Origin of the sequence: Dactylosporangium sp. NPDC000521 (genome assembly GCF_042898305.1) — a bacterium.
In the GTDB taxonomy this organism is placed as follows: Bacteria; Actinomycetota; Actinomycetes; order Mycobacteriales; family Micromonosporaceae; genus Dactylosporangium.
Window position 1 is genome coordinate 134519 of the sequence record NZ_JBIAYW010000001.1, and the last position, 18472, is coordinate 152990.

General features: G+C 71.1%; 25 protein-coding genes. 8 read left to right on the forward strand and 17 right to left on the reverse strand.

What is annotated here, in order from left to right; all coding sequences use genetic code 11:
* Positions 1 to 20: 20 nt before the first annotated feature.
* The 4 genes from ACFY3L_RS00640 to ACFY3L_RS00655 are packed head-to-tail and all read right to left on the reverse strand — an operon-like array spanning position 21 to position 2141.
* On the reverse strand, positions 21 to 431 hold the full coding sequence (locus ACFY3L_RS00640) for an arsenate reductase ArsC (RefSeq protein WP_389316902.1): 411 nt from the start codon (positions 429 to 431) through the stop codon (positions 21 to 23).
* Positions 428 to 1171 (reverse strand): MIP/aquaporin family protein, encoded by a 744-nt coding sequence (locus ACFY3L_RS00645; protein WP_389316905.1) that lies wholly within the window; start codon positions 1169 to 1171, stop codon positions 428 to 430. The genes ACFY3L_RS00640 and ACFY3L_RS00645 overlap by 4 nt, the downstream gene beginning before the upstream one ends.
* Positions 1168 to 1878 (reverse strand): helix-turn-helix domain-containing protein, encoded by a 711-nt coding sequence (locus tag ACFY3L_RS00650; RefSeq protein ID WP_389316907.1) that lies wholly within the window; start codon positions 1876 to 1878, stop codon positions 1168 to 1170. Before ACFY3L_RS00650 ends, ACFY3L_RS00645 begins: the two co-directional genes overlap by 4 nt.
* A 32-nt stretch (positions 1879 to 1910) precedes the next feature.
* Complete coding sequence (locus ACFY3L_RS00655; RefSeq protein WP_389316910.1) at positions 1911 to 2141, reverse strand: ATP-binding protein; 231 nt, start codon at positions 2139 to 2141, stop codon at positions 1911 to 1913.
* A gap of 8 nt (positions 2142 to 2149) precedes the next feature.
* Here ACFY3L_RS00655 and ACFY3L_RS00660 point away from each other — a divergent pair, with 8 nt between their 5' ends.
* The 3 genes from ACFY3L_RS00660 to ACFY3L_RS00670 all read left to right on the forward strand — a co-directional run bounded on the left by ACFY3L_RS00660 (position 2150) and on the right by ACFY3L_RS00670 (position 3235).
* Positions 2150 to 2377, forward strand: a complete 228-nt coding sequence (locus ACFY3L_RS00660; protein WP_389316913.1) for a hypothetical protein — start codon at positions 2150 to 2152, stop codon at positions 2375 to 2377.
* A 70-nt stretch (positions 2378 to 2447) separates the two neighbouring features.
* Complete coding sequence (locus ACFY3L_RS00665) at positions 2448 to 2954, forward strand: DUF4279 domain-containing protein (protein WP_389316916.1); 507 nt, start codon at positions 2448 to 2450, stop codon at positions 2952 to 2954.
* A 38-nt stretch (positions 2955 to 2992) separates the two neighbouring features.
* Positions 2993 to 3235 carry a hypothetical protein gene (locus ACFY3L_RS00670; protein WP_389316919.1) on the forward strand — a complete coding sequence of 81 codons (243 nt, stop codon included), beginning with the start codon at positions 2993 to 2995 and terminating at the stop codon, positions 3233 to 3235.
* Positions 3236 to 3352: 117 nt separating this feature from the next.
* Here ACFY3L_RS00670 and ACFY3L_RS00675 read toward each other — a convergent pair whose 3' ends face one another.
* The 4 genes from ACFY3L_RS00675 to ACFY3L_RS00690 form a co-directional block, all read right to left on the reverse strand.
* Positions 3353 to 4627 carry an MFS transporter gene (locus ACFY3L_RS00675; RefSeq protein WP_389316921.1) on the reverse strand — a complete coding sequence of 425 codons (1275 nt, stop codon included), beginning with the start codon at positions 4625 to 4627 and terminating at the stop codon, positions 3353 to 3355.
* Positions 4627 to 6033, reverse strand: coding sequence for an FAD-dependent oxidoreductase (locus tag ACFY3L_RS00680; RefSeq protein WP_389316924.1), 1407 nt, complete (start codon positions 6031 to 6033; stop codon positions 4627 to 4629). The genes ACFY3L_RS00675 and ACFY3L_RS00680 overlap by 1 nt, the downstream gene beginning before the upstream one ends.
* Before the next feature lie 77 nt (positions 6034 to 6110).
* Positions 6111 to 6635, reverse strand: a complete 525-nt coding sequence (locus ACFY3L_RS00685; RefSeq protein WP_389316927.1) for a GNAT family N-acetyltransferase — start codon at positions 6633 to 6635, stop codon at positions 6111 to 6113.
* On the reverse strand, positions 6632 to 6964 hold the full coding sequence (locus ACFY3L_RS00690; protein WP_389319115.1) for an ArsR/SmtB family transcription factor: 333 nt from the start codon (positions 6962 to 6964) through the stop codon (positions 6632 to 6634). The genes ACFY3L_RS00685 and ACFY3L_RS00690 overlap by 4 nt, the downstream gene beginning before the upstream one ends.
* Before the next feature lie 230 nt (positions 6965 to 7194).
* Here ACFY3L_RS00690 and ACFY3L_RS00695 point away from each other — a divergent pair, with 230 nt between their 5' ends.
* Positions 7195 to 7563, forward strand: coding sequence for an ArsR/SmtB family transcription factor (locus ACFY3L_RS00695; RefSeq protein ID WP_389316930.1), 369 nt, complete (start codon positions 7195 to 7197; stop codon positions 7561 to 7563).
* Positions 7564 to 7699: 136 nt separating this feature from the next.
* Here the strand turns inward: ACFY3L_RS00695 and ACFY3L_RS00700 are convergent, their stop codons facing one another.
* The 3 genes from ACFY3L_RS00700 to ACFY3L_RS00710 all read right to left on the reverse strand — a co-directional run bounded on the left by ACFY3L_RS00700 (position 7700) and on the right by ACFY3L_RS00710 (position 9703).
* Positions 7700 to 8215 carry an ATP-binding protein gene (locus ACFY3L_RS00700; RefSeq protein ID WP_389316933.1) on the reverse strand — a complete coding sequence of 172 codons (516 nt, stop codon included), beginning with the start codon at positions 8213 to 8215 and terminating at the stop codon, positions 7700 to 7702.
* Entirely contained in the window at positions 8212 to 9081 is an 870-nt protein-coding gene (locus tag ACFY3L_RS00705) for an MEDS domain-containing protein (protein WP_389316936.1), read from the reverse strand. The genes ACFY3L_RS00700 and ACFY3L_RS00705 overlap by 4 nt, the downstream gene beginning before the upstream one ends.
* A gap of 247 nt (positions 9082 to 9328) precedes the next feature.
* The gene (locus ACFY3L_RS00710; protein ID WP_389316939.1) at positions 9329 to 9703 is read right to left on the reverse strand and encodes a response regulator; all 375 of its coding nucleotides are present in this window, start codon (positions 9701 to 9703) and stop codon (positions 9329 to 9331) included.
* 129 nt (positions 9704 to 9832) lie between these two features.
* On the opposite strand from ACFY3L_RS00710, the gene ACFY3L_RS00715 reads away from it, so the two are divergent.
* The gene (locus ACFY3L_RS00715; RefSeq protein ID WP_389316942.1) at positions 9833 to 10843 is read left to right on the forward strand and encodes a cation diffusion facilitator family transporter; all 1011 of its coding nucleotides are present in this window, start codon (positions 9833 to 9835) and stop codon (positions 10841 to 10843) included.
* A 143-nt stretch (positions 10844 to 10986) separates the two neighbouring features.
* Entirely contained in the window at positions 10987 to 11334 is a 348-nt protein-coding gene (locus ACFY3L_RS00720) for an ArsR/SmtB family transcription factor (protein ID WP_389316945.1), read from the forward strand.
* A gap of 4 nt (positions 11335 to 11338) precedes the next feature.
* Here ACFY3L_RS00720 and ACFY3L_RS00725 read toward each other — a convergent pair whose 3' ends face one another.
* From ACFY3L_RS00725 to ACFY3L_RS00735, 3 genes are all read right to left on the reverse strand, one after another.
* Complete coding sequence (locus ACFY3L_RS00725) at positions 11339 to 12556, reverse strand: acyltransferase family protein (RefSeq protein WP_389316948.1); 1218 nt, start codon at positions 12554 to 12556, stop codon at positions 11339 to 11341.
* Positions 12557 to 12612: 56 nt separating this feature from the next.
* Positions 12613 to 12978, reverse strand: a complete 366-nt coding sequence (locus ACFY3L_RS00730; protein ID WP_389316951.1) for a hypothetical protein — start codon at positions 12976 to 12978, stop codon at positions 12613 to 12615.
* A gap of 368 nt (positions 12979 to 13346) precedes the next feature.
* Positions 13347 to 13853, reverse strand: a complete 507-nt coding sequence (locus tag ACFY3L_RS00735) for an Hsp20/alpha crystallin family protein (RefSeq protein WP_389316954.1) — start codon at positions 13851 to 13853, stop codon at positions 13347 to 13349.
* Positions 13854 to 14026: 173 nt separating this feature from the next.
* Between ACFY3L_RS00735 and ACFY3L_RS00740 the strand changes: the two genes are divergently transcribed.
* Positions 14027 to 14929: a universal stress protein gene (locus tag ACFY3L_RS00740; protein WP_389316957.1), complete on the forward strand. Its 903-nt coding sequence runs from the start codon at positions 14027 to 14029 to the stop codon at positions 14927 to 14929.
* A 122-nt stretch (positions 14930 to 15051) separates the two neighbouring features.
* Here the strand turns inward: ACFY3L_RS00740 and ACFY3L_RS00745 are convergent, their stop codons facing one another.
* The 3 genes from ACFY3L_RS00745 to ACFY3L_RS00755 form a co-directional block, all read right to left on the reverse strand.
* The gene (locus ACFY3L_RS00745; protein ID WP_389316959.1) at positions 15052 to 15351 is read right to left on the reverse strand and encodes a GlsB/YeaQ/YmgE family stress response membrane protein; all 300 of its coding nucleotides are present in this window, start codon (positions 15349 to 15351) and stop codon (positions 15052 to 15054) included.
* A 211-nt stretch (positions 15352 to 15562) separates the two neighbouring features.
* Positions 15563 to 16045: a DUF1269 domain-containing protein gene (locus tag ACFY3L_RS00750; RefSeq protein ID WP_389316962.1), complete on the reverse strand. Its 483-nt coding sequence runs from the start codon at positions 16043 to 16045 to the stop codon at positions 15563 to 15565.
* Between the two features lie 135 nt (positions 16046 to 16180).
* The gene (locus ACFY3L_RS00755; RefSeq protein ID WP_389316965.1) at positions 16181 to 16753 is read right to left on the reverse strand and encodes a TetR/AcrR family transcriptional regulator; all 573 of its coding nucleotides are present in this window, start codon (positions 16751 to 16753) and stop codon (positions 16181 to 16183) included.
* A 114-nt stretch (positions 16754 to 16867) separates the two neighbouring features.
* Between ACFY3L_RS00755 and ACFY3L_RS00760 the strand changes: the two genes are divergently transcribed.
* The gene (locus tag ACFY3L_RS00760; RefSeq protein ID WP_389316968.1) at positions 16868 to 18403 is read left to right on the forward strand and encodes an MFS transporter; all 1536 of its coding nucleotides are present in this window, start codon (positions 16868 to 16870) and stop codon (positions 18401 to 18403) included.
* The last annotated feature ends 69 nt before the right edge of the window (positions 18404 to 18472 follow it).

Sequence of the window (18472 nt, forward strand, 5' to 3'; positions counted from 1 at the left end):
CTGTGCCAGGGGCGGCGTCGTCAGTGTGCCTTGACGGGGAGTTCGGTGAGGAGCTGTTCGACGCGGGCCTTGATGGCGTCGCGGATGGGGCGGACGGCGTCGATGCCCTGGCCTGCGGGGTCGTCGAGTTTCCAGTCGAGGTAGCGCTTGCCGGGGAAGACGGGGCAGACGTCGCCGCAGCCCATGGTGATGAGCACGTCGGAGGATTCGGCGGTGTCCCAGTCGAGTTTGCGCGGGGTGTTGGCGGTGATGTCGATGCCGACCTCGCGCATGGCTTCGACGGCGACGGGGTTGATCCGGTCGGCGGGGTCGCTACCGGCGGAGCGGACCTCGACGGTGTCGCCGGCGAGGTGGCGCAGCCAGCCGGCGGCCATCTGGGAGCGGCCGGCGTTGTGCACGCACACGAACAGGACGCTGGGCCGGGTGCTCACCTGGTGTCGCCTTCCTGCTGGGGGACGCCGTGGGCGACGACGACGACGTCGTCGGCGGCGCTGCCGACGGACGGGTAGAGCGCGAGGAGCAGCCCGACGCCCACGGCGAGGCCGACGAGTTGGGCGGCGATGAACCCCGGCACGGACGTGAGGGCGATGCCGGCGAAGGTGTCGGTGAGCGCGCGGCCGATCGTCACGGCCGGGTTCGCGAACGACGTGGAAGACGTGAACCAGTACGCGGCGCCGATGTACGCGCCGACCGCTGCGGGTGCCGCGGACGTCCGGCCGGACCGGGCGAGGGCGAAGACGAGCAGGAGCAGGCCGGCGGTGGCGACGACCTCGCCGAGCCACAGGTCGCCGCCGGTGCGCTCCTTGTCGGCGAAGTCGATCGCGGGCAGCCGGAACATGAGGTCGGCCAGCACGGCTCCGGCGATCGCCCCGGCGACCTGGGCGGTGACGTAGCCGGCGAGGTCGCGGGCGGTGAGCCCGGTGCCGGTGCGACGGCCGAGGAACCAGTCGGCGGCGGAGACGACGGGGTTGAGGTGGGCGCCGGAGACGGGGCCGAAGGTGAGGATGAGCGCGCCGAGCGCGAGGGCGGTGGCGACGGAGTTCTCCAGCAGTTGCAGGCCGATGTCGTCGCTGAGGCGGGTGGCCATGACGCCGGAGCCGACGACGGCGGTGACGAGCAGCGCGGTGCCGAGAAACTCGGCGAGCAGCCGTCGCCACAGGGTGGGGTTCACGAGCTTGGGGTTCCTGTCTGGTGTTTGCGTTGTGGGGGAACGGAGTGCACGGCGGGGGCGAGGCGGTCGACCCGGGTAGCGAGGTCGGCGAACGCGGCCTCGAACGCGGCGTCGGTGTCCGCCGGGGCGGGGACCGACCAGTGCAGCCGGGGCCGGACGCCGGCGGTGAGGTCCTCGTGGGCGTTGTCGCAGACGGCGACGACCAGGTCGGCGTCGGTGACGACGTCGGCGACGTGCGCGGTGCCGGTCGCGTCGATGATCAGGCCGTGCCGGCGGGCGACGGCGACGGCGCGGGGGTGGACCCGCTCGGCGGGCTGGGTCCCGGCCGAGGCGGCCGGGATGTCGGCCCGGTCCGCCCACAGGGCGGCGGCCAGTTGTGAGCGGGCGGAGTTGTGCGTGCAGACGAACACGACCCGCGGCACGTCCCGCAGCGGCGGCGGCGTGAGGGAGGCGAGGGCGTCGGGTTCGAGGCGCAGGTAGGTGCGGCGCCGGTCGCCTTCGGAGCGGGTCCGCACGAGCACGCCGGCGTCCTGGAGCACCTTGACGTGGTGGGCGACGAGGTTCGTCGGCAGGTCCAGGGCCCGGGCGATCTCGCCGGGCGAGGCGTCGCCGAGCGTGAGCGTGTCGACGATGGCCAGGCGCGCCGGGTCACCGAGCGCGGCATGGATCCGGGCGCGCCGTTGAACCGAAGAAAGCTCAGCGCTCATTGACTCAATTATTAGTGAGGCAATGGACCTGGTCAAGTGAACAGCAGGTGCCGGCTGCGCGGCCTGGACGGGTCGATTCCGGCGAGTTGGCCACGGGTCTGGGCGAGACGGTATGAGTCGGTGCCGGCCTCGATGATGTTGCCGCCGAAGGTGATCCGGTCGACGATCGCGGCGTAGAGCCATGGGTCGGTGAAGGTTTTGGTCCAGCCGGAGAACGCTTCGTTGGACGCGATCGCGGCAGAGGCCTTCTCCGTCCGGGGCAAGGACTGGCGTGAGGACCGGTTGCCGCTGCTGCGCGATGTCGCTGCTCCACGCAGGCGTCGACACCACCGTCATCGCGCTCTGGCTCGGCCACGCCAGCGTCCGCTCCACCGACGCCTGCGTCCACGCCGACATGTCCGCCAAAGAGCAGGCGCTGGCCCTGACCACGCCCCTGACCGCGAGGCCCGGCCGTTACCGCCCTTCCGACACGACCCTCTCACTCCTCGACGGCCTATGACCAGGACCAGGCACTCCAGCTCAGTCAAAATGCGCACACCTGCCGCCAGGACGGCTTCTATTCTTCACCAGTGCACGTCAACCAGTACGCCTACTTCGCGCTGTTCAGCCGCAGCACCTCGGCGGCCGAGATGGCAGCCATCCTCGGAGTCGAGCCCGACGAAACCGACGTCCGCGGCAGCCGCTGGATAGAACCCAACGTCATCCCGGCCCGACACTGCTGGAGGATCGTCTGCCGCGAACCGGGGCTGTGTGTTGACGATCAGGTCGCCCGCATCATCGAACGACTCGTGCCACACACCGCGGCGATCGCCGCACTGGCCAACCGCTTGGACACCGAGGGCGAAGGATCTGGCGCCGTCCTGGAGGTCGTGCGCTACTTCAACGGCCAGGAGGCCGAGCAGCGCGACCGCAGCGATACCGCCGGCGAGACCCCGAACCTGTTCGGTTGGCATCTCGACCGTGAGGTTCTCGACTTCCTTCAGGCCACCGGAGCGGTCTTGGACGTCGACGAGTACGACATGACTCCCGATCATGCCGAGGACTGGTGCGGAGGAGAGCCCCCAGGCGAAGCGTGATTGACGGCGGCTGGCCGTTGTCTGGGATCATGAGCTCCATGCGGCATGTTGATCGGGCTGATCAGTTCTTGCGCAACGTCGACAAGGCGGTTGCCCCTTACTACTGGTTGTATGCCGCGTTCGGAACGCTGTGTTTCGTGGCTATCGTCACGCTGAACACCGGTTGGATGCGGCTGCTCGCGGTGGTCTGGGTGATCGCAGTGCCGCTCTGGATTCACCGGTACCTGCGTTATCGAAGGACCCGAACGGCGGCCGCCGTCTCCAATTCCCAGGACCAGTAGCGCGTTGGGATGTCCTATCAGCCGCTGCCAGTCATGCCGCCGAGCACGCCCGCCACTGCGCCGGCGGCGAGGCCGAGCGGCGACGACCCGGGCCGCGGTGCGTCCAGGGGCGGGACCCTACGCAACAACGCCAGCGGAGTTGACGGCCGGAGGCGGGGCCGGTGATGCGGCACGGGCCAGTATGCCGGCGGCGGCGGCGAGGCTGCCGATGCCGATCGCGACAAGGACCGGCGGGTAGCTGCCGGTGAGGGTGTACAGGGCGGCCGCGCCGAGCGGTGCGCCGGCCTTGGCGAGCGTGACCGGGGTGTTGAGCGTGCCGGCGATGCTGGCGTAGGCGGTGGTGCCGTACCGGTCGGCGAGCAGGCTCGGGGTGGCGAGGCTGGCCACGCCGAACCCGATCCCGAAGCCGGTCACGGCGACGACCGCACCGAGGCGGGTACCGCCGATGAACGGCAGGCTGATCGCCGCGGCGGCCTGGACGACGAAGATGCCCGCAACGACGACATGGATCCGGAAGCGGCGCCGTGCTGCGGTGAGCAACAGTCGGCCGGTGACCGACAGCACGCCGAGCAGCCCGGCGACGGTGGCCGCGAACGTGGCTGGATGCCCGACGGTGACGAGGAACCCGACGAGGTGCACGGTCATCGCGCTCATCGCGGCGCCGTGGGCGACGAACGCGACCGCCAGGCACCAGAACCGGGCGTCGCGGACCGCTGCCCGGACCTCGGCCCGTCGTGTCGCAGACGTCGACCGACGCGTGGCCGCACCTTGCGAAGGACGGCGGATGACGATCGCATGCAGCGGGACCGTGACGGCAGCGTAGAGGGCGGCGAGGACGAGCAGGGTGCCGCGCCAGCCGTACCGGTGCTCCAGGAGGCCGGTGAGGGGCATGAAGATGGTGCTGGCGAACCCGGCGACGACGATCATGCCGAGGAGCGCTCTCGCGCGGCGCGCCGGATCGAACCAGGCGACGATGACGGCGGTGGCCGGTTCGTACAGCGCCATCGCCATCGCGGCACCGAGGGCGGCGAACACCGCGTACAGCTGCCACAGCGCCTGCACCTGGGACCAGGCGGCGAGCAGGAGTGCCCCGGCGGCGGACCCCGCGGTCATGAGCACTCGGCCGCCGTGGCGGTCCAGCCACCGGCCGACGGGCATCGCCATGGCGGCGGAGGCGAGCAGGGCGGTGGTCAGCGCGCCGGTCACGGCGGCCGTCGAGGTGTGCAGGTCGGCGGCGATCGGGTGCAGCAGGACGGCGAAGGCGTAGTAGAGGCAGCCGTAGCCGGCCGTCTGGGTGACGGCGAAGACGGCGACGATCCGCCAGCCGTGGAACCCGCGGTGACCGCCGCTCACGTCGGAGGCGGCGGTCACCGGAGTGCGGGTGGGTGGCATCAGCCGCAGCAGCCGCTTTGCTGGTCGGACTGCCCGGTCGCCGTGATCAGGGTCAGCGGCGTGGACAGCAGCCCACCCGAGATGCCCGTGGCAAGGCCGCGCCCGGCCGGTACAGGGGCGGGGTTTCCGGCGGGGACGCCGCAGCAGCCGCCGTTGCCCTCGACCGTCGCGGCGTCGAGCGGGGCGTTGCTGTTGCAGACCCCGGTCTCGGGCAGGTCGAGCTGGACGTCGCGGGCGGCGGTCCAGTCGCCGGCGAGGGCGGCGACGACGGAGCGGGCCTGCTCGTAGCCGGTGGCGAGCAGGAACGTGGGCGCGCGGCCGTAGGACTTGACGCCGACGGCGAAGTAGCCGGGCTCGGGGTGCGTGAGCTCGTCGGCACCGTGCGGTGGGACGGTGCCGCAGGAGTGCTCGTTCGGGTCGATCAGCGGCGCGAGTGCCCGCGTGGCGCCGAGGACGGGGTCGAGATCCAGGCGGAGCTCGCTGACGATGCCGTGGTCGGGCCGGAAGCCGGTGGCCGACACGATCCGGTCGGCGGTGATGTCGCCGGTACCGCCGGACAGCCGCACCCGGCCGCCCTCGACCGTGACCGACTGGACCGAGAACCCGGCCACCAGTTCGACGGTGCCGTTCTCGACGTGCTCGCGCAGCCGGGAGCCGATCGCGCCGCGGGCCGGCAGCGCGTCGGCCGCGCCGCCACCGTAGGTGCGGGCCGGGTCGGTCGCGCGGATCGCCCACACGACGCTCGTGCCGGGCTCCTGTCCGGCCAGGTCGGCGAGGGACAGCAGCGTGTTCGCCGCGGAGTGCCCGGCGCCGACGACGACGGTGCGCTTGCCGGCGAACCGGTCCCGGTCGGCGCCGAGCACGTCGGGCAGCGCGTGCTCGACGAACCCGGCCGCCGCCCGCTCACCCCGCGCCGGGATGCCGGACGCACCGAGAACGTTCGGGGTGGTCCACGTGCCGGAGGCGTCGATGACCGCTCGGGCGAGGATGTCGTCGCCGTCGGCGATCCGGACCAGCAACGGCGCCTGCTCGCGCCCGGTGGTACGGATCCGGTCCAGGCCGAGGCGCGTGACGGCCTCGACCCGAGCGCCGTAGCGCACGTGCGGCTTCAGCGCGGGCAGGTCCGCGAGCGGCTGAAGGTAGTCGGCGGCGAGCTGACCACCAGTGGGCAGGACCTCGGCGTCGGGCTCGACCCAGCCGGCGTCGAGCAGGAGACGGCGGGCGGCGGCGTCGACGTTGTACCGCCACGGGGAGAACAGCCGCACGTGCCCCCATTGCCGCACGGACGCGGCGGGGCCGTCACCGGCCTCGAGGACGAGAAACGGCAGGTCCCGTTCGGCGAGGTGGGCGGCGGCGGCGAGACCGACCGGTCCGGCGCCGATGACGACGACTGGCGATGTGTTCACGAAATGGCTCCTGTCTTGAGAAACGTCGAAATATGTGGGCGCAGTCCGGCACTGCCGGATGTGCGGGAGGGGTCGGGTCAGGTGATGTACGGGCTGCGGCGTTCGATGAAGACCACGTCACGCCAGCGGTTGCCGTGCGGCGCGTGCCGGCCGACGCGTTCCCGGACGCCGACGGTGCGGAACCCGGCGGCGTGGTGCAGGGCGAGGCTGGCGGTGTTCTCCGGGAAGACGCCGGACTGGATGGTCCAGATCCCGGCCGCCTCGGTGGAAGTGATGAGAGCTTGGAGCAGCGCCCGCCCGACCCCGCGGCCTTGTGCGGTCGGGTCGACGTACACGGAGTGCTCGACCACACCGGCGTACACCTGTCGCGCCGAGACCCGCGAGACGGCGACCCAGCCGAGCACGGCGCCGGCGCCGTCGACGGCGACGAACCGGTGCCCGGGGAGCTTGCCCGCGTCGAAGGTGGCCCAGTCGGGGGCGGTGTGCTCGAAGCTGGCGTTGCCGCCGTCCAACCCGGCCTGGTAGATCGCCAGCACGTGGTCTGCGTCGCCGGCGGTCATCGCCCGGATCGTCACCGTCGCGCGGGCAGGTGCGGTGGTCATGCGCAGTCTCCGATCGGGGTGGGTGCCGGTCGGCCCATGACGACGTCGGCGGCGGACGGGAAGCAGCCGATGCAGGCCTGGTTGATGCGGTAGTGCCGGGCGTTGCCGACGGCCTCGACGGGCACGAACCGGACCTCGGTGAGGATCTTCAGGTGCTGCGACACCGTCGACTGTGCCAGCCCCACCGCCTTCACCAGGTCGCCGACGCTCATCGGCCGTCCCTGCCGCGCCAGGTACTCCACGATCTGCACCCGTGACGGGTCGGCGAGGGCCCGGAACCACGACGCGTAGGTCTCCGCGGTCGCCCGGTCGAGCAGTTCGGTCACGATCCACCACCGTCATCGTTTATCGCCGATCTACGATGAAACTGTAGCCAACGGTGTGCCGATGAGCCATCCCGGCGCCGACACCGACCGCGGCGAGTCCAGCGGCGGCGTAGCGGCGGTTGTAGCGGCGAAACCGGAACATGGTCGTAGCTCCCTGTTTGGACATCGGTCGAACTAGACGTTTGTCGAATCAAACAGTTGCACGCTGTTTCGAGTTCTGTCAACCTAGAAATATGTCGAAGCAAGCCGGGCTGCTCACCCTCACCGACCTCAACGCCGCCGACGCCCCGTGCTGCCCGCCGATCGCCCAGCGCCGCATCCCCGCCGAGACCGCGACGGTGCTCGCACCCGCGTTCAAGGCCCTCGGCGACCCGGTCCGGCTCCAGCTCATGTCGATGATCGCCTCGGCGGAGGGCGGCGAGGCGTGCGTGTGCGACCTCACCCCGGCGTTCGAGCTCTCCGGCCCGACGATCTCCCACCACCTGAAGACCCTGCGTGAGGCCGGCCTCGTCGACGCCGAACGCCGGGGCACCTGGGTGTACTACCGCGCCCGGCCCGGCATCATGCGCCAGCTCGCCGCCCTGCTCACGGTGGCCGACTAAGCGTCGACCGACGCGGCCCGCCCGCCCGTACGCGACACCGGCCACTACGAACCCGTCGTGTGCGTCGACGAGTTCGGGCCTCTGGACCTGCGACCGCGGGCCGGTAAAGCGTCAACCCGACTGATGGTGATGCCATTCAGGATGCATGTACGTCGCCGGGCGGCGCGGCGACGATGGCCGTGGCGGTGGTGCCGTCCGGTCCGGTGGTGATGGTCAGCTTGCTGAGCTGGCGCACGATCCACAGCCCTCGCCCGTTGAGCGCAGACGGTGACACCTCGGTGCGTCCGGCGTCCTGCGGATCGGGCAGGCCCGGGCCGTGGTCCCTGACGACGCAGACGAGGTCGTTGCCGCCCCGGGAAAGCGTCAGGTCGGCGCGGCCGCCGCCGTGCAGCACCGCGTTGGTGGCGAGCTCGCTGACGATGATCAGCAGCGCGTCGACGGTGTGGCGGGCGACGCCGTCCGCGGTGGCGTGAGCCTCGACGGCCGCCCGCAGCGTGTACAGATCGGCGATGGTGAACGACTGCCGCAGGTCGATCGTCGCCTGGGGAAGCTGATCCGTCGTGGGCGGTGCGGGCGATGGCCGCGCTGCTTCGTTTTCCACGCGGTGTGGCTGGCCGTCGGGCGTGGCGCGGAACCGTGCGGTCCCGGTCATGTCGCCTCCCGTACCGTCAGCCGTGCACTGCCAACCGTGTCCGCGCCGCACAGCCGCAGCATCGTGGCCGGCAGCGACCCGCAGACCACCTCCATGCGCCGCCCGGCCGGCAGCTGCGTGGCGGCGCGCACGATCGCCGCCGCGCACGTCCCGTCCACGTACCGCAGCCGCCGCAGGTTGACCTGCGGGCACTCGTCCAGCCGCAGCGTTTCTGCGAGGGCCTGCTGCAGCACGTCGAGGTGACGGAAGTCCAGCTCACCGGCGATCCGGATCCCGGCCGGACGGTACTGCCGGCAGATCCGCAGCAGCGGGTCCTCGTGATACACCTGCGCAGCGACTGCCTGACCATGGACATCGGCGGCGAACGCCAAGGTGACTGGGTCGAACACCGACCGGTCGTACTGGCAGATCGTGGTCAATCCACCGCCGGTGAGCACGTCACGGAAGCCGTGTTCGAAGCGCAGCAGCTCATGCGCCGCGGCGTGCGGGCGGGCGGCCCATGCCATGTCCGCGGCGACCCGCAGGCCCGAAAAGCCGGCCTCCGCCGCGGAGCGCGCCTGCCCTCGGACCGCGTCGAGCATCTGCTCGGCCGTCGCGGTGTCCGCGCCGAGCCACCCTGCAGCGCAGTCGGCCACCACCAACTGGCCATGCTCCGCGGCCGCGGTGGCCGGCACCGACCGGTGCGTCAGCTCGTCGACGAACACCGCCGGCGGTATCCCGTCGCTGTAGCACACGACCCGCGCGCCGGCGTCCAGCCCGTCGCCGATGAACACGGCAAGCAGGTCGAGGCGTTCGTCCGCGTCCGTGAACGTCAGGCATGCGTGCCCACCCGCCGGCACCTGCTGCACCTGCACCAACTCCGCCACCCAGCTCCTTCCGCCACGCACACGGACCCGAGCCACCTGCAGGTGCCGCAGCCGCGGGGAGGTGCTGCGGTGCCCGGATCGCCGACGCGCAGTTACCCAATCCGTCGACTCGCTACACCGACGCAGTACAGCGCCCACGACCACAGCGGGCGCCGTGCCCTGCAGGTGGCAAGAGCCCGGTCGTCACGATGATCAGCTGAGCGGCGACGCCGGTCAAGCATCCTGACCTTCGGGCGAACCAGGAACGTCAGGCCGTTGCGGCGTACCGCAACGCTGCGGCGACGGCTTCGGTCAGCTGTCGCCGGGTGAACGGTTTCTGGACCAGCTGGTCGCCGTCGCCGAGCACGTCGGTGACCTCTGTCGGTGTCACCGATCCGCTGGCCAGCACGACCGGGATGTCGGCGGTCTCCGACCACTGCCGCAACAGCGCGCGGGCCTGCAGGCCGGTCATCACCGGCATCTGGTTGTCCGTGACCACGACGGCCGGCAGCCGCTTGCGGACCTCGTCGACGAGCTCTGCCCCGTCGGCGCACATCGTGACGTCGTGCCCGGCCCGCCGGAGTATCGCCGACACGCCGGCCCGGATGTCCGGGTCGTCGTCGGCGGCAACGATCACCACCATTCACCCATTCTACCGATGCGCAGATCATCCGAACGGAGGAGTGCCAAGAACAGTCGAACCAACGGCAGTTGCGCGCAGTTGGCAATTGCAACATTGTCGCGTGCGTACATGAGCACATATTGTGGGGGCATGAGCGACGCGCATGGCCACGAGCATGGAGGTTCTCGGTGGGCGGCGGTGCGGCATCGCGCCGGGCACCTGCTGACGCCACACTCCCACGACTCCGCCGGCAAGGTCGACAGCCAGTTGGAGTCCTCCAAAGAAGGGATCCGCGCGCTGTGGATCTCGCTGCTCGTCCTCGGCGCCACCGCCGCCCTGCAGCTCGTCATCCTGCTGTTCTCCGGTTCGGTGGCGCTGCTCGGCGACACGCTGCACAACGCCGCCGACGCGCTCACCGCCGTGCCGCTCGGGGTCGCGTTCATCGTCGGGCGCCGGCTTGCCAACCGCCGGTACACCTACGGTTACGGCCGCGGCGAGGACCTCGCCGGCATCATCATCGTGCTCACCATCGCCGCGTCAGCCTTCTTCGCCGGGTACGAGGCCGTCGACCGGCTGCTCAACCCCGCCGAAGTGACACACCTGCCGTGGGTCGCCGTCGCGGGCGTGATCGGCTTCGCGGGCAACGAGGTCGTCGCCCGGTACCGCATCCGCATCGGCCGGAAGATCGGCTCGGCGGCACTCGTCGCGGACGGCCTGCACGCCCGCACCGACGGGTTCACCTCCCTCGCCGTGCTCGTCGGCGCCGGCGGGGTCGCGATCGGCTGGCGGTGGGCGGACCCGGTCGTGGGGCTGGCCATCACCGTGGCGATCGTGTTCGTGCTCAAGGACGCGGCGCGGGAGGTGTACCGCCGGCTGATGGACGCCGTCGACCCAACCCTCATCGACACCGCGGAGCGGACCCTCGCCGACACCCCCGGCGTGAAAAGGGTCGCCGCGCTGCGGATGCGCTGGATCGGCCACCGCCTGCACGCTGAGACCGACGTCGTGGTCGCGGACACGCTGACCGTCGTCGAGGCGCACGCCATCGCCCTGGAGGCCGAGCACCGGCTGCTGCACGCGGTGCCCCGGCTCACCGCGGCCACCATCCACACCGATCCCGACCTCGTCGACGCGCACGCCTCCGTCGCGCACCACCGATAGTCGCGCGGTTCATACGCCGGGCAGGCCGATCAGCGCCACGGCGAGGCCGAGCGCCGCGCTGACCACCTCCTCACGAGTGACGGCGGCACGTGCTTCAAGCTGCTGAACTGAAGCGCGGGCAGTCCGCCGTACTATGAGTGCTTATGTACGCACTCGACGACGTGGTGACAGGCGGCGAGTCACCGACCGACGCGCAGGTCGACGTGGCCGTGACGGCGTTGCGGATGCTCGCCGACCCGACCCGCCTGCGGCTGCTGTGGGCGTTGCGGGACGGGGAGCAGGACGTCAGCACGCTGACGGCCACAGTCGGCGCTGCCCGGCCGGCCGTGTCGCAGCACCTCGCGAAGCTGCTCCTCGCGGGCCTGGTCAACACCCGGCGGGACGGCCGCCGGGTGCTGTACCGGGCCGCGGGTGGTCACGTCCGCCGGCTCGTGACCGAGGTGTTCCATGCGGCTGATCATCAGCTGACTGGCGCGCCCGAGCACGACTGACCCGTCACCGGCGGCGCCGGTCCTTGAGGGCCAGGGCGCGGCGCTCGACGAGGTGCCACGACGCGTACGCGACGACGGCGGTGATCAGCAGGCTCAGCGCGGTGTATGGCAGGTAGCCCCAGCGGTTGCCGCCGAACGTGGCCAGCAGCTGCTGGACGAGGAAGCCGTAGATGTAGATGCCATACGAGTAGTCGTTGGTGGCGCCGATTCGGCGCAGTCGCCGCGGCGCGCGGACTGCGGCCCACACCAGCAGGTACGCGAGGGTGGGGAAGCCGGCGACGAAGAACCCGCCGAGCAGCAAGGACCCGGCCAGGATGACGAGGCAGGCGAGGGCGAGCCCGTCGTGGATGGGGACGCGGTCGCGGTACAGCTCGATGGTGGCCCCGGTGAGGAACAGCGCGCCGAGGTAGATGAGCCACTGCGCGAAGACGTCGCCGACCAGCGGCGGAACGATGAACCCGTAATGTTCGGCGGGTGGCCCCTCCAGGGTCCAGCCGCGGATCTGGTCGGCGAGGATGCAGCCGTACAGGATGACGGCGATGACCGGCACGAGCCACCGTACCCGGCGCAGCACCGCCGTGACGGCGAGGACGGCGACGGCGGCGTAGCAGGCCGTCTCGTAGACCAGCGACCACAGCGCGCCGTTGAACACGCTGTTGCCGCCGATCTCCCGTCCCCATGGGGTGTCGGCGAGGAGGTCCTGGATGCCGTACTGGCGGACTCCGGTGAACCAGTTGCCAGTGACGTACTGCAGCGGCCCTTTCGGCCCGTCCCAGAACCCGGTGAGGGTGCCCCGCTGGTGCAGCGCGACGACGGGTGCGGCGACGAAGGCGGTGATGAGCAGGCACACCCAGAGGCCGGGCAGGATGCGCAGCGCGCGGTGCCAGGCGAACCGCCCGACGCTCGTGTGCTGCGCGGAGCGGGTGATGAGCAGGCCGGACAAGACGAAGAAGCCGAACACGGCGAGGGTGCCGACGTTGGTCTGGTCCTGGAACAGGCTCTGGCCAAGGTCCTCCCAGCCGAAGCCGAGCGAGGTGGCGTGGGCGAGGACGACGGAGATCGCGAGGCCGAGCCGGATGGCGCCGATGCCGTTGTCGCGGCCGTTCCACAGGTCGGCGAGGGTGCCATGGGCGAGCCGGCGACCTGGGGGACGGACGTCCGGAGCGTGCTGGTCAGTGTCAGAGGCATGGTGCATCGGCCGCCGGTCGGCGGTTGCGGACATATGGAAGCTCCAGGTGAATGGAATTGGTCAGGACACGTCGCGTGCGTCGTGCCGACCTAGATCCGCCATACCTGGAGGTGCGATTGCCGAGGTTTTCCGGTGTCCCGGTCCGGGACGGTGTGCGGTGCGGGCTCGGCGATGACGCCGGCAGGCACCGTGGTGAAGGCCACGGTGCCGCTGATCAGCTTCGGCTGCTGCGGATACGCCGACGTGCCCACGGTGTGCAGCACGGTGTGGTGGTGTTCGTGGGAATGCTCGCCGGCCGCACCGTGATGGTCGTGTCCAGCCGTTGCCGAGTGCACGGCGGGATGCCCGAGCTGCAGATGGGCGGCTTGGGCCTCAGCCCGCGGTGCGAGCAGCAGCGACGCGAGGAGCAGTACGGCGAGCCCGGCACGTGTCAGCCATACCGTCCAGCGCACCATGCCCCGGATGATGACAGCCCGCTGGGCCATGGCAGTGTCGCGGATCTGCCACAGCCCTTCGAATTCACCCGGACGTAACACCGTGCCGCCTGTTCCGCGACCTCGGACCGCGGGTCGGCGAACCGTGCCTTCGTGAACTGCCGCGGGGCGGGCAGGTCGACGACGACCAGGACGATCGAGTTGTCGACCGGCCCATCGGTCCAGGGCCGGTTCGACGCGGGCAGCGCCGACATGACGCCGACCCACACCAGTGACACGGCGACGGTCAGCAGTCCGGCGAGCTAGGGCGCGGGCCGCCCCGTCGCGGAAGGCCGGCGCAAGCGTCCCCGGCCGGCCGGGGACGCTTGCGCCGGCGGAGTCGCGGGCCTTCAGCCGTTGCGCTCCTCCTCCGTGTGGATCTCGATCTTGTGCGGTGCGGACTCCTCGGCCTTGCTGACGGTGATGGTGAGCACGCCCTGCCGGTAGGTGGCGTTCACCTGGTCGGGGGCGATGTCGCCGGGCAGCTCCACCTGGTACTCGAACTCGCCGGCCTGGCGGTCCTGACGGCGCATGATGCCGTCCCGCCTCCGCTGTTCGAACGTGCCGCTGATGCGCAGCTCCTCGCCGCGCATCTCGATGTCCACGTTCTTCGGGTCGACATTGGGCAGGTCGACGTCGACGATGTAGGCGTCGTCGGTCTCCTCGATGTCGACCGGCGCCAGGCTCGACCAGGCGCTGGTACCGGTCGGCGCCGGGGGTCCGCCGAAGAACTCGTTCATGAGCTGGTTGTACCGGGCGGAGATGTCGTCGAGCTCCCGGCGCGTTTCCCACCGGTACCGCGACATCGGCCGCCCACCGGCATAGCGCTGCCGGAAGGAGAACGGTGCGAGCGACATGACGGTTCGACTCCTTTCTGGAAGCCGGTATGCGACCCGCCGACGCGGGGGCGCGGGGCCGCATCGGTGCTGCTTTCCCGCCGGGCGCAGGTGAAACCTCGCCGTGCGTGGCAGGCATGTGCGGCGCCGCGGCGGGCAGTTGCGGACGAGCGCCGCACGAGAAGGAGGCGACGATGCCGACCAAGATTGTCCTCGGGTACGACGGTTCACCGATGGCGAGCGCCGCGATCGAGGTCGGCGCCCAGCTGTTCCCGCGCGCCCACACCTGGGTCGCGCACATGTGGACGCCGCCGTTCGCCAGTGTGAGCCTGCGGGACCGGCTGTGGACCGGCGTCGGCCACATGGACGAGTTCGTCGAGGCGGTCGAGCGGGAGGGCCGACGGGAGGCTGATCGGACGGCGGCCATCGGGGTCACCCTCGCCCGGGCCGCCGGCTGGGAGGCGGAAGCGGTCACCGTGCGCAGTTGCGGCGGGGAAGGGCTGCAGTTCACCGAGCTCGCCGAGAAGGTCGACGCGGACCTCGTGCTGGTCGGATCGCGCGGGCTCGGCGGCGCTCAGGCGCTGCTGGGCAGCGTGTCCGACATGGTTGTGCACTACACGTCCCGGCCGGTGCTGGTGGTCCCGCACCCGATGCTGCTGGAGGAGTTCTCGGCCCTCGCCGCCGGGCCGGTGGTGGTCGGCTACGACGGCTCGGCCGGCGCCGACGTGGCGCTGGCGACCGCGGCGCGGCTGTTCCCGGCCCGCCGGCTGCTGATGGCGAGCGTCGATGAGGGCCGGATCCCGGACGAGGCGGCCGGTCCGCCGCCGCCGGTCGGTGTCGAGGTGGAACGGGTGCGCCTGCCGGGGGGCCGCGGCGCGCACGGCCGCTCGGTGGCCTCGGCGCTGGCCGGATGCGCCCGCAGCCGGACGGCGGGGCTGCTGGTCCTCGGTTCACGAGGACGATCGGCGATACGGGAGGTCCTGCTCGGCAGCGTCGCCATGGCCGCGCTGCACCACGCCTACCTGCCGGTCCTGGTCGTACCGTCGGCGGCCGGCGACGGCACGGACGGCCGCGGCGCGGTGACCGAAGGCGGGTGAGGTCGCGCGGTACCGGCGCGGGGAACAGCCGGACAGGTGGCCGCAGACGCGCTGAGTCGGGCCCACGAGCAGGGACCGCTCATCACCGACGTCGTAGGCGACCCGGGGCCAGTGGCACAGAGTCAGTCATCGTCCGAGGAGAATGCACGGGCCAGCAGCGCAGCGACGGCGACGCCGATCACGGCGATACCCACCTGTACACCAAGGACCAGCCAGTCGTACCGGTGACCGGCCACCACGAGGACCTTGTCGCTGCTGATGTCCCACCGGTCAGCGGCCCACGTGCCGGCAACAGCGGCACCCATCCCGATCAGCACGGTCAGGATCAAGCCGATCGGTTGGCGTCCCGGCAGCAGGATCCGCGCGACGACACCGATAACCGCACCGAACACCACCGCTGACAGGTAGTCCTGAGCACTCACCGCGCGACCTCCTCGCCTTGGATTCGAGTCGCATTGTGTCTCCATCACGCAAGCCCTGGAGCCGGCGTCGCGGACAGAGCATGCTGACCACAGCGACCAGCACCAGGAACGCGGAAGGGAACCCGGACCGGAGCAGGGGACCGGAGTCCGCGCGGCGGCGCGTGCCGGCCCGCCGCCCCAGGCCAAGGGATGAACCGGCAGTCCGCATCACCTACGCGGCAGCAAGTTCCTCGGCGAGCTCCTTCTCATCGCTCTCGGACAGTGAGGTCTTGAGGATGACGCCGTTGAAGGGCCGCATGGCGTTTGCGAACCTGTCCTCGGTGATCTTCAAGGCCATGATCACCACGGCGGAGTGGCCGGGCTCGAGCAGGTGCTCCACGCGGTTGCGGAACTCGGCGTTGATGCCAGATTTGTTGAGTCTGCCCATCAGCGCGCCGATCGCGCCACCCAGCAGCACCATGCCCGGGACGAAGAACAGGAGGCCGAGCAGGAGGCCGAATAGGGCACCGCCGGCCGCGGACGTACCGATGATCCGCTGAGGTGTGTCGACGTGAGTCTTACCGTTGGCGTCGACGTCGACGATGGCGAGTCCGCGTAGGTCGACGACGAAATCCTGCTGCAGGCGCTGCACCTGCTCGTACGCCTGTCGAGCGTTCTCCGGGTTGTCGTACCCGATCACGATCAGATCCGACATGCGCTTGTGCCTCCGTCCGCTGTCCAAGGGTTTCGGCTCCCGGTACCCACCGCTTCGCGACTTACCACTGGCCCGGAGGGCGATGTCTCGCCGGTCCGCTTGTCAGGTGGGCAAGCTCGCCGTGGGCTCCAAGCCTCAGGGCTCGATGAGCGGACCGTCCTGCCGGCTGAGCGCGAGCAGGAGCTGCCGGGACGCCTGCAGCTCCTGCTGGTTGGTGCCGCCCTCGAACAGGCCGGCGACGGCTGTGCCATCGGCTGCCCGCACGATCATCAGGACCCGCTGGGGATGGAGCCCGTCGGCCTCGAACGCCTCCGCCCACTGGCGCGTGTCCCGCTGCAGTACCTCGGCGACCCCGGGTGCGGTGGCGAGGGTGGCGACGAGCACGGCGTGTTCGGAGGCTGCGGAGCCGTCGAGCAGGTCGTCGAACGTGGCGTTGATGTAGCCGCGCACCAGCCGTCCCGGCGCGTTGTCGCGGGGGTCGACAGCCGCGCGCACGGCAGCCCACCACTGCTCGGCGAGGTCTTCGGCCAGGGCGAGCAGCAGCTGGTCGCGTGACTTGAAGTGGTGCAGGAGCCCGCCCTTGGAGACCCCGGCCGCCTGGGCGATCGCGTCGACGCTGGCCCCCTGGCCGCGCTTGCCGACGACCGTCGTGGCGGCGTCCAGGATCGCTCTGCGCGTCCTGATGGTGTCCCGCTCCCGACCCTGCACCCCGCACCTCCCGATATGGCGCTTCCCGGCGACGTCCGCGTGCGCCTGACCTCACAGTGTACGAACCGACCATATGGTTTGCACTGCCGACCATATGGTCGGTAGCTTGGACGCATGGCGAGCCGCATGCAAGGTCCAGTCGAGGCGCCGGCGATCGCGAAGGCCGGCACCCGGCAGTGGGCTGCCCTGGCCGCACTCTCCCTCGCGGTGACGCTGCTGGCGGTGGACGCGACCGTACTGGCGCTGGCGCTGCCCGCACTCACCGCAGACCTGGCGCCGACCGCGACGCAGGTGCTGTGGATCGGCGACGTCTACTCCTTCGCGCTGTCCGGCCTGCTCATCAGCATGGGCACGCTCGCCGACCGGATCGGGCGCAAGCGGCTGCTGCTCATCGGCGCCGCCGGCTTCGGCGCCGCGTCGCTGCTGGCCGCGTTCGCGCCCACCGCGGGCTGGCTGATCGCCGCCCGCGTAGTGCTCGGTGTCGCGGGATCCACCATCATGCCGTCAACGCTGTCGATCGTGCGCAACATGTTCACCGATCCGAAGCAGCGCACCCGCGCGGTCGCGGTGTGGTCGGCCGGCGCGGCCGGCGGCGCGGCGCTGGGCCCGCTGGTCGGCGGCGCCCTCCTCGAGTACTTCTGGTGGGGGTCGGTCTTCGTCATCAACCTGCCGATCATGCTGCTCGTCCTCGTCAGCGTCGCGCTGGTGGTGCCCGAATCGCGCAACCCCGACCCGGGACGGTTCGACCTGGCCAGCGCGGCGCTCTCGGTCGCCGCGATCGTGCCGCTGGTGTGGGCGGTCAAGCACGCGTCCGGCACCGGCATCGACGCCGCCGGCGTGCTGGCGGCCGCGTCCAGCATCGTCGCCGCGGTCGTCTTCCTGCGCCGCCAGCGCACCCTGCGGATGCCGCTGGTCGACGTCACGCTGTTCTCGAGACGGGCCTTCACCGGCACCGTGCTCGCGTCGACGGTCGCCGTGTTCGCCTTCAGCGGCCTGCTGTTCTTCTTCTCCCAGTACCTGCAACTCGTCCGCGGCTACTCGCCGCTGCAGGCCGGACTCCGGGAACTCCCCGGCACCGTCGCGGCCATCGTGGTGGTCGTCGTGGCCGCACGCATCATCACCCGCTTCGGTGTCGGGCACGTGCTGGCCGCGTCCTTGCTGTTCACCGCGGCCGGTTTCGGCCTGCTCGCGGTGGCCGAGGGGTCCCGAGGCTACACCGGCCTGGCAGTGGGCCTGGTGGTGATCGGCCTCGGCGTCGAACTCACGTACACCGCGGCCACCGACGCCGTTCTCAGCTCGGTGCCCAGCGAACGGGCCGGAGCCGCCTCGGCGATCTCCGAAGTGTCCTATGAACTCGGTGTGGCGCTGGGCATCGCCCTGCTCGGCACCCTGCACACCGCCTTCTACCGCAACGGCCTGCCGGACCTGAGCGGCCTGCCCGACCCGGCCCGCCAAGCCGTGACCGAGTCACTTGCTGCCGGCGCCCACGTCCTGACCGGAGACGGGCCGCACGCCCAGATCCTCGCCGACGCGCGGGACGCGTTCGCGCACAGCATGCAGCTCACCTCGATCATCGCTGCGCTGCTGCTCCTCGTCTCCGCCGTCATCGCCTGGAAGGTCATCCCTTCCCGCCGCGAACCCGATCGGTGAATCCACCGCGCCGCGAGGACGTTCGCGGACCGTGCAATGCTCGACGGCGGGTGCGGCGACGCCCCAGTG

Coding starts and splice junctions, on each gene's coding strand:
- ACFY3L_RS00650 (WP_389316907.1), bottom strand. CDS start 1,878: ATGAGCGCTGAGCTTTCTTCGGTTCAACGGCGCGCCCGGATCCATGCC.
- ACFY3L_RS00670 (WP_389316919.1), top strand. CDS start 2,993: ATGCGGCATGTTGATCGGGCTGATCAGTTCTTGCGCAACGTCGACAAG.
- ACFY3L_RS00675 (WP_389316921.1), bottom strand. CDS start 4,627: ATGCCACCCACCCGCACTCCGGTGACCGCCGCCTCCGACGTGAGCGGC.
- ACFY3L_RS00685 (WP_389316927.1), bottom strand. CDS start 6,635: ATGACCACCGCACCTGCCCGCGCGACGGTGACGATCCGGGCGATGACC.
- ACFY3L_RS00695 (WP_389316930.1), top strand. CDS start 7,195: ATGTCGAAGCAAGCCGGGCTGCTCACCCTCACCGACCTCAACGCCGCC.
- ACFY3L_RS00700 (WP_389316933.1), bottom strand. CDS start 8,215: ATGACCGGGACCGCACGGTTCCGCGCCACGCCCGACGGCCAGCCACAC.
- ACFY3L_RS00710 (WP_389316939.1), bottom strand. CDS start 9,703: ATGGTGGTGATCGTTGCCGCCGACGACGACCCGGACATCCGGGCCGGC.
- ACFY3L_RS00715 (WP_389316942.1), top strand. CDS start 9,833: ATGAGCGACGCGCATGGCCACGAGCATGGAGGTTCTCGGTGGGCGGCG.
- ACFY3L_RS00720 (WP_389316945.1), top strand. CDS start 10,987: ATGTACGCACTCGACGACGTGGTGACAGGCGGCGAGTCACCGACCGAC.
- ACFY3L_RS00725 (WP_389316948.1), bottom strand. CDS start 12,556: ATGTCCGCAACCGCCGACCGGCGGCCGATGCACCATGCCTCTGACACT.
- ACFY3L_RS00730 (WP_389316951.1), bottom strand. CDS start 12,978: ATGGTGCGCTGGACGGTATGGCTGACACGTGCCGGGCTCGCCGTACTG.
- ACFY3L_RS00735 (WP_389316954.1), bottom strand. CDS start 13,853: ATGTCGCTCGCACCGTTCTCCTTCCGGCAGCGCTATGCCGGTGGGCGG.
- ACFY3L_RS00740 (WP_389316957.1), top strand. CDS start 14,027: ATGCCGACCAAGATTGTCCTCGGGTACGACGGTTCACCGATGGCGAGC.
- ACFY3L_RS00750 (WP_389316962.1), bottom strand. CDS start 16,045: ATGTCGGATCTGATCGTGATCGGGTACGACAACCCGGAGAACGCTCGA.
- ACFY3L_RS00760 (WP_389316968.1), top strand. CDS start 16,868: ATGGCGAGCCGCATGCAAGGTCCAGTCGAGGCGCCGGCGATCGCGAAG.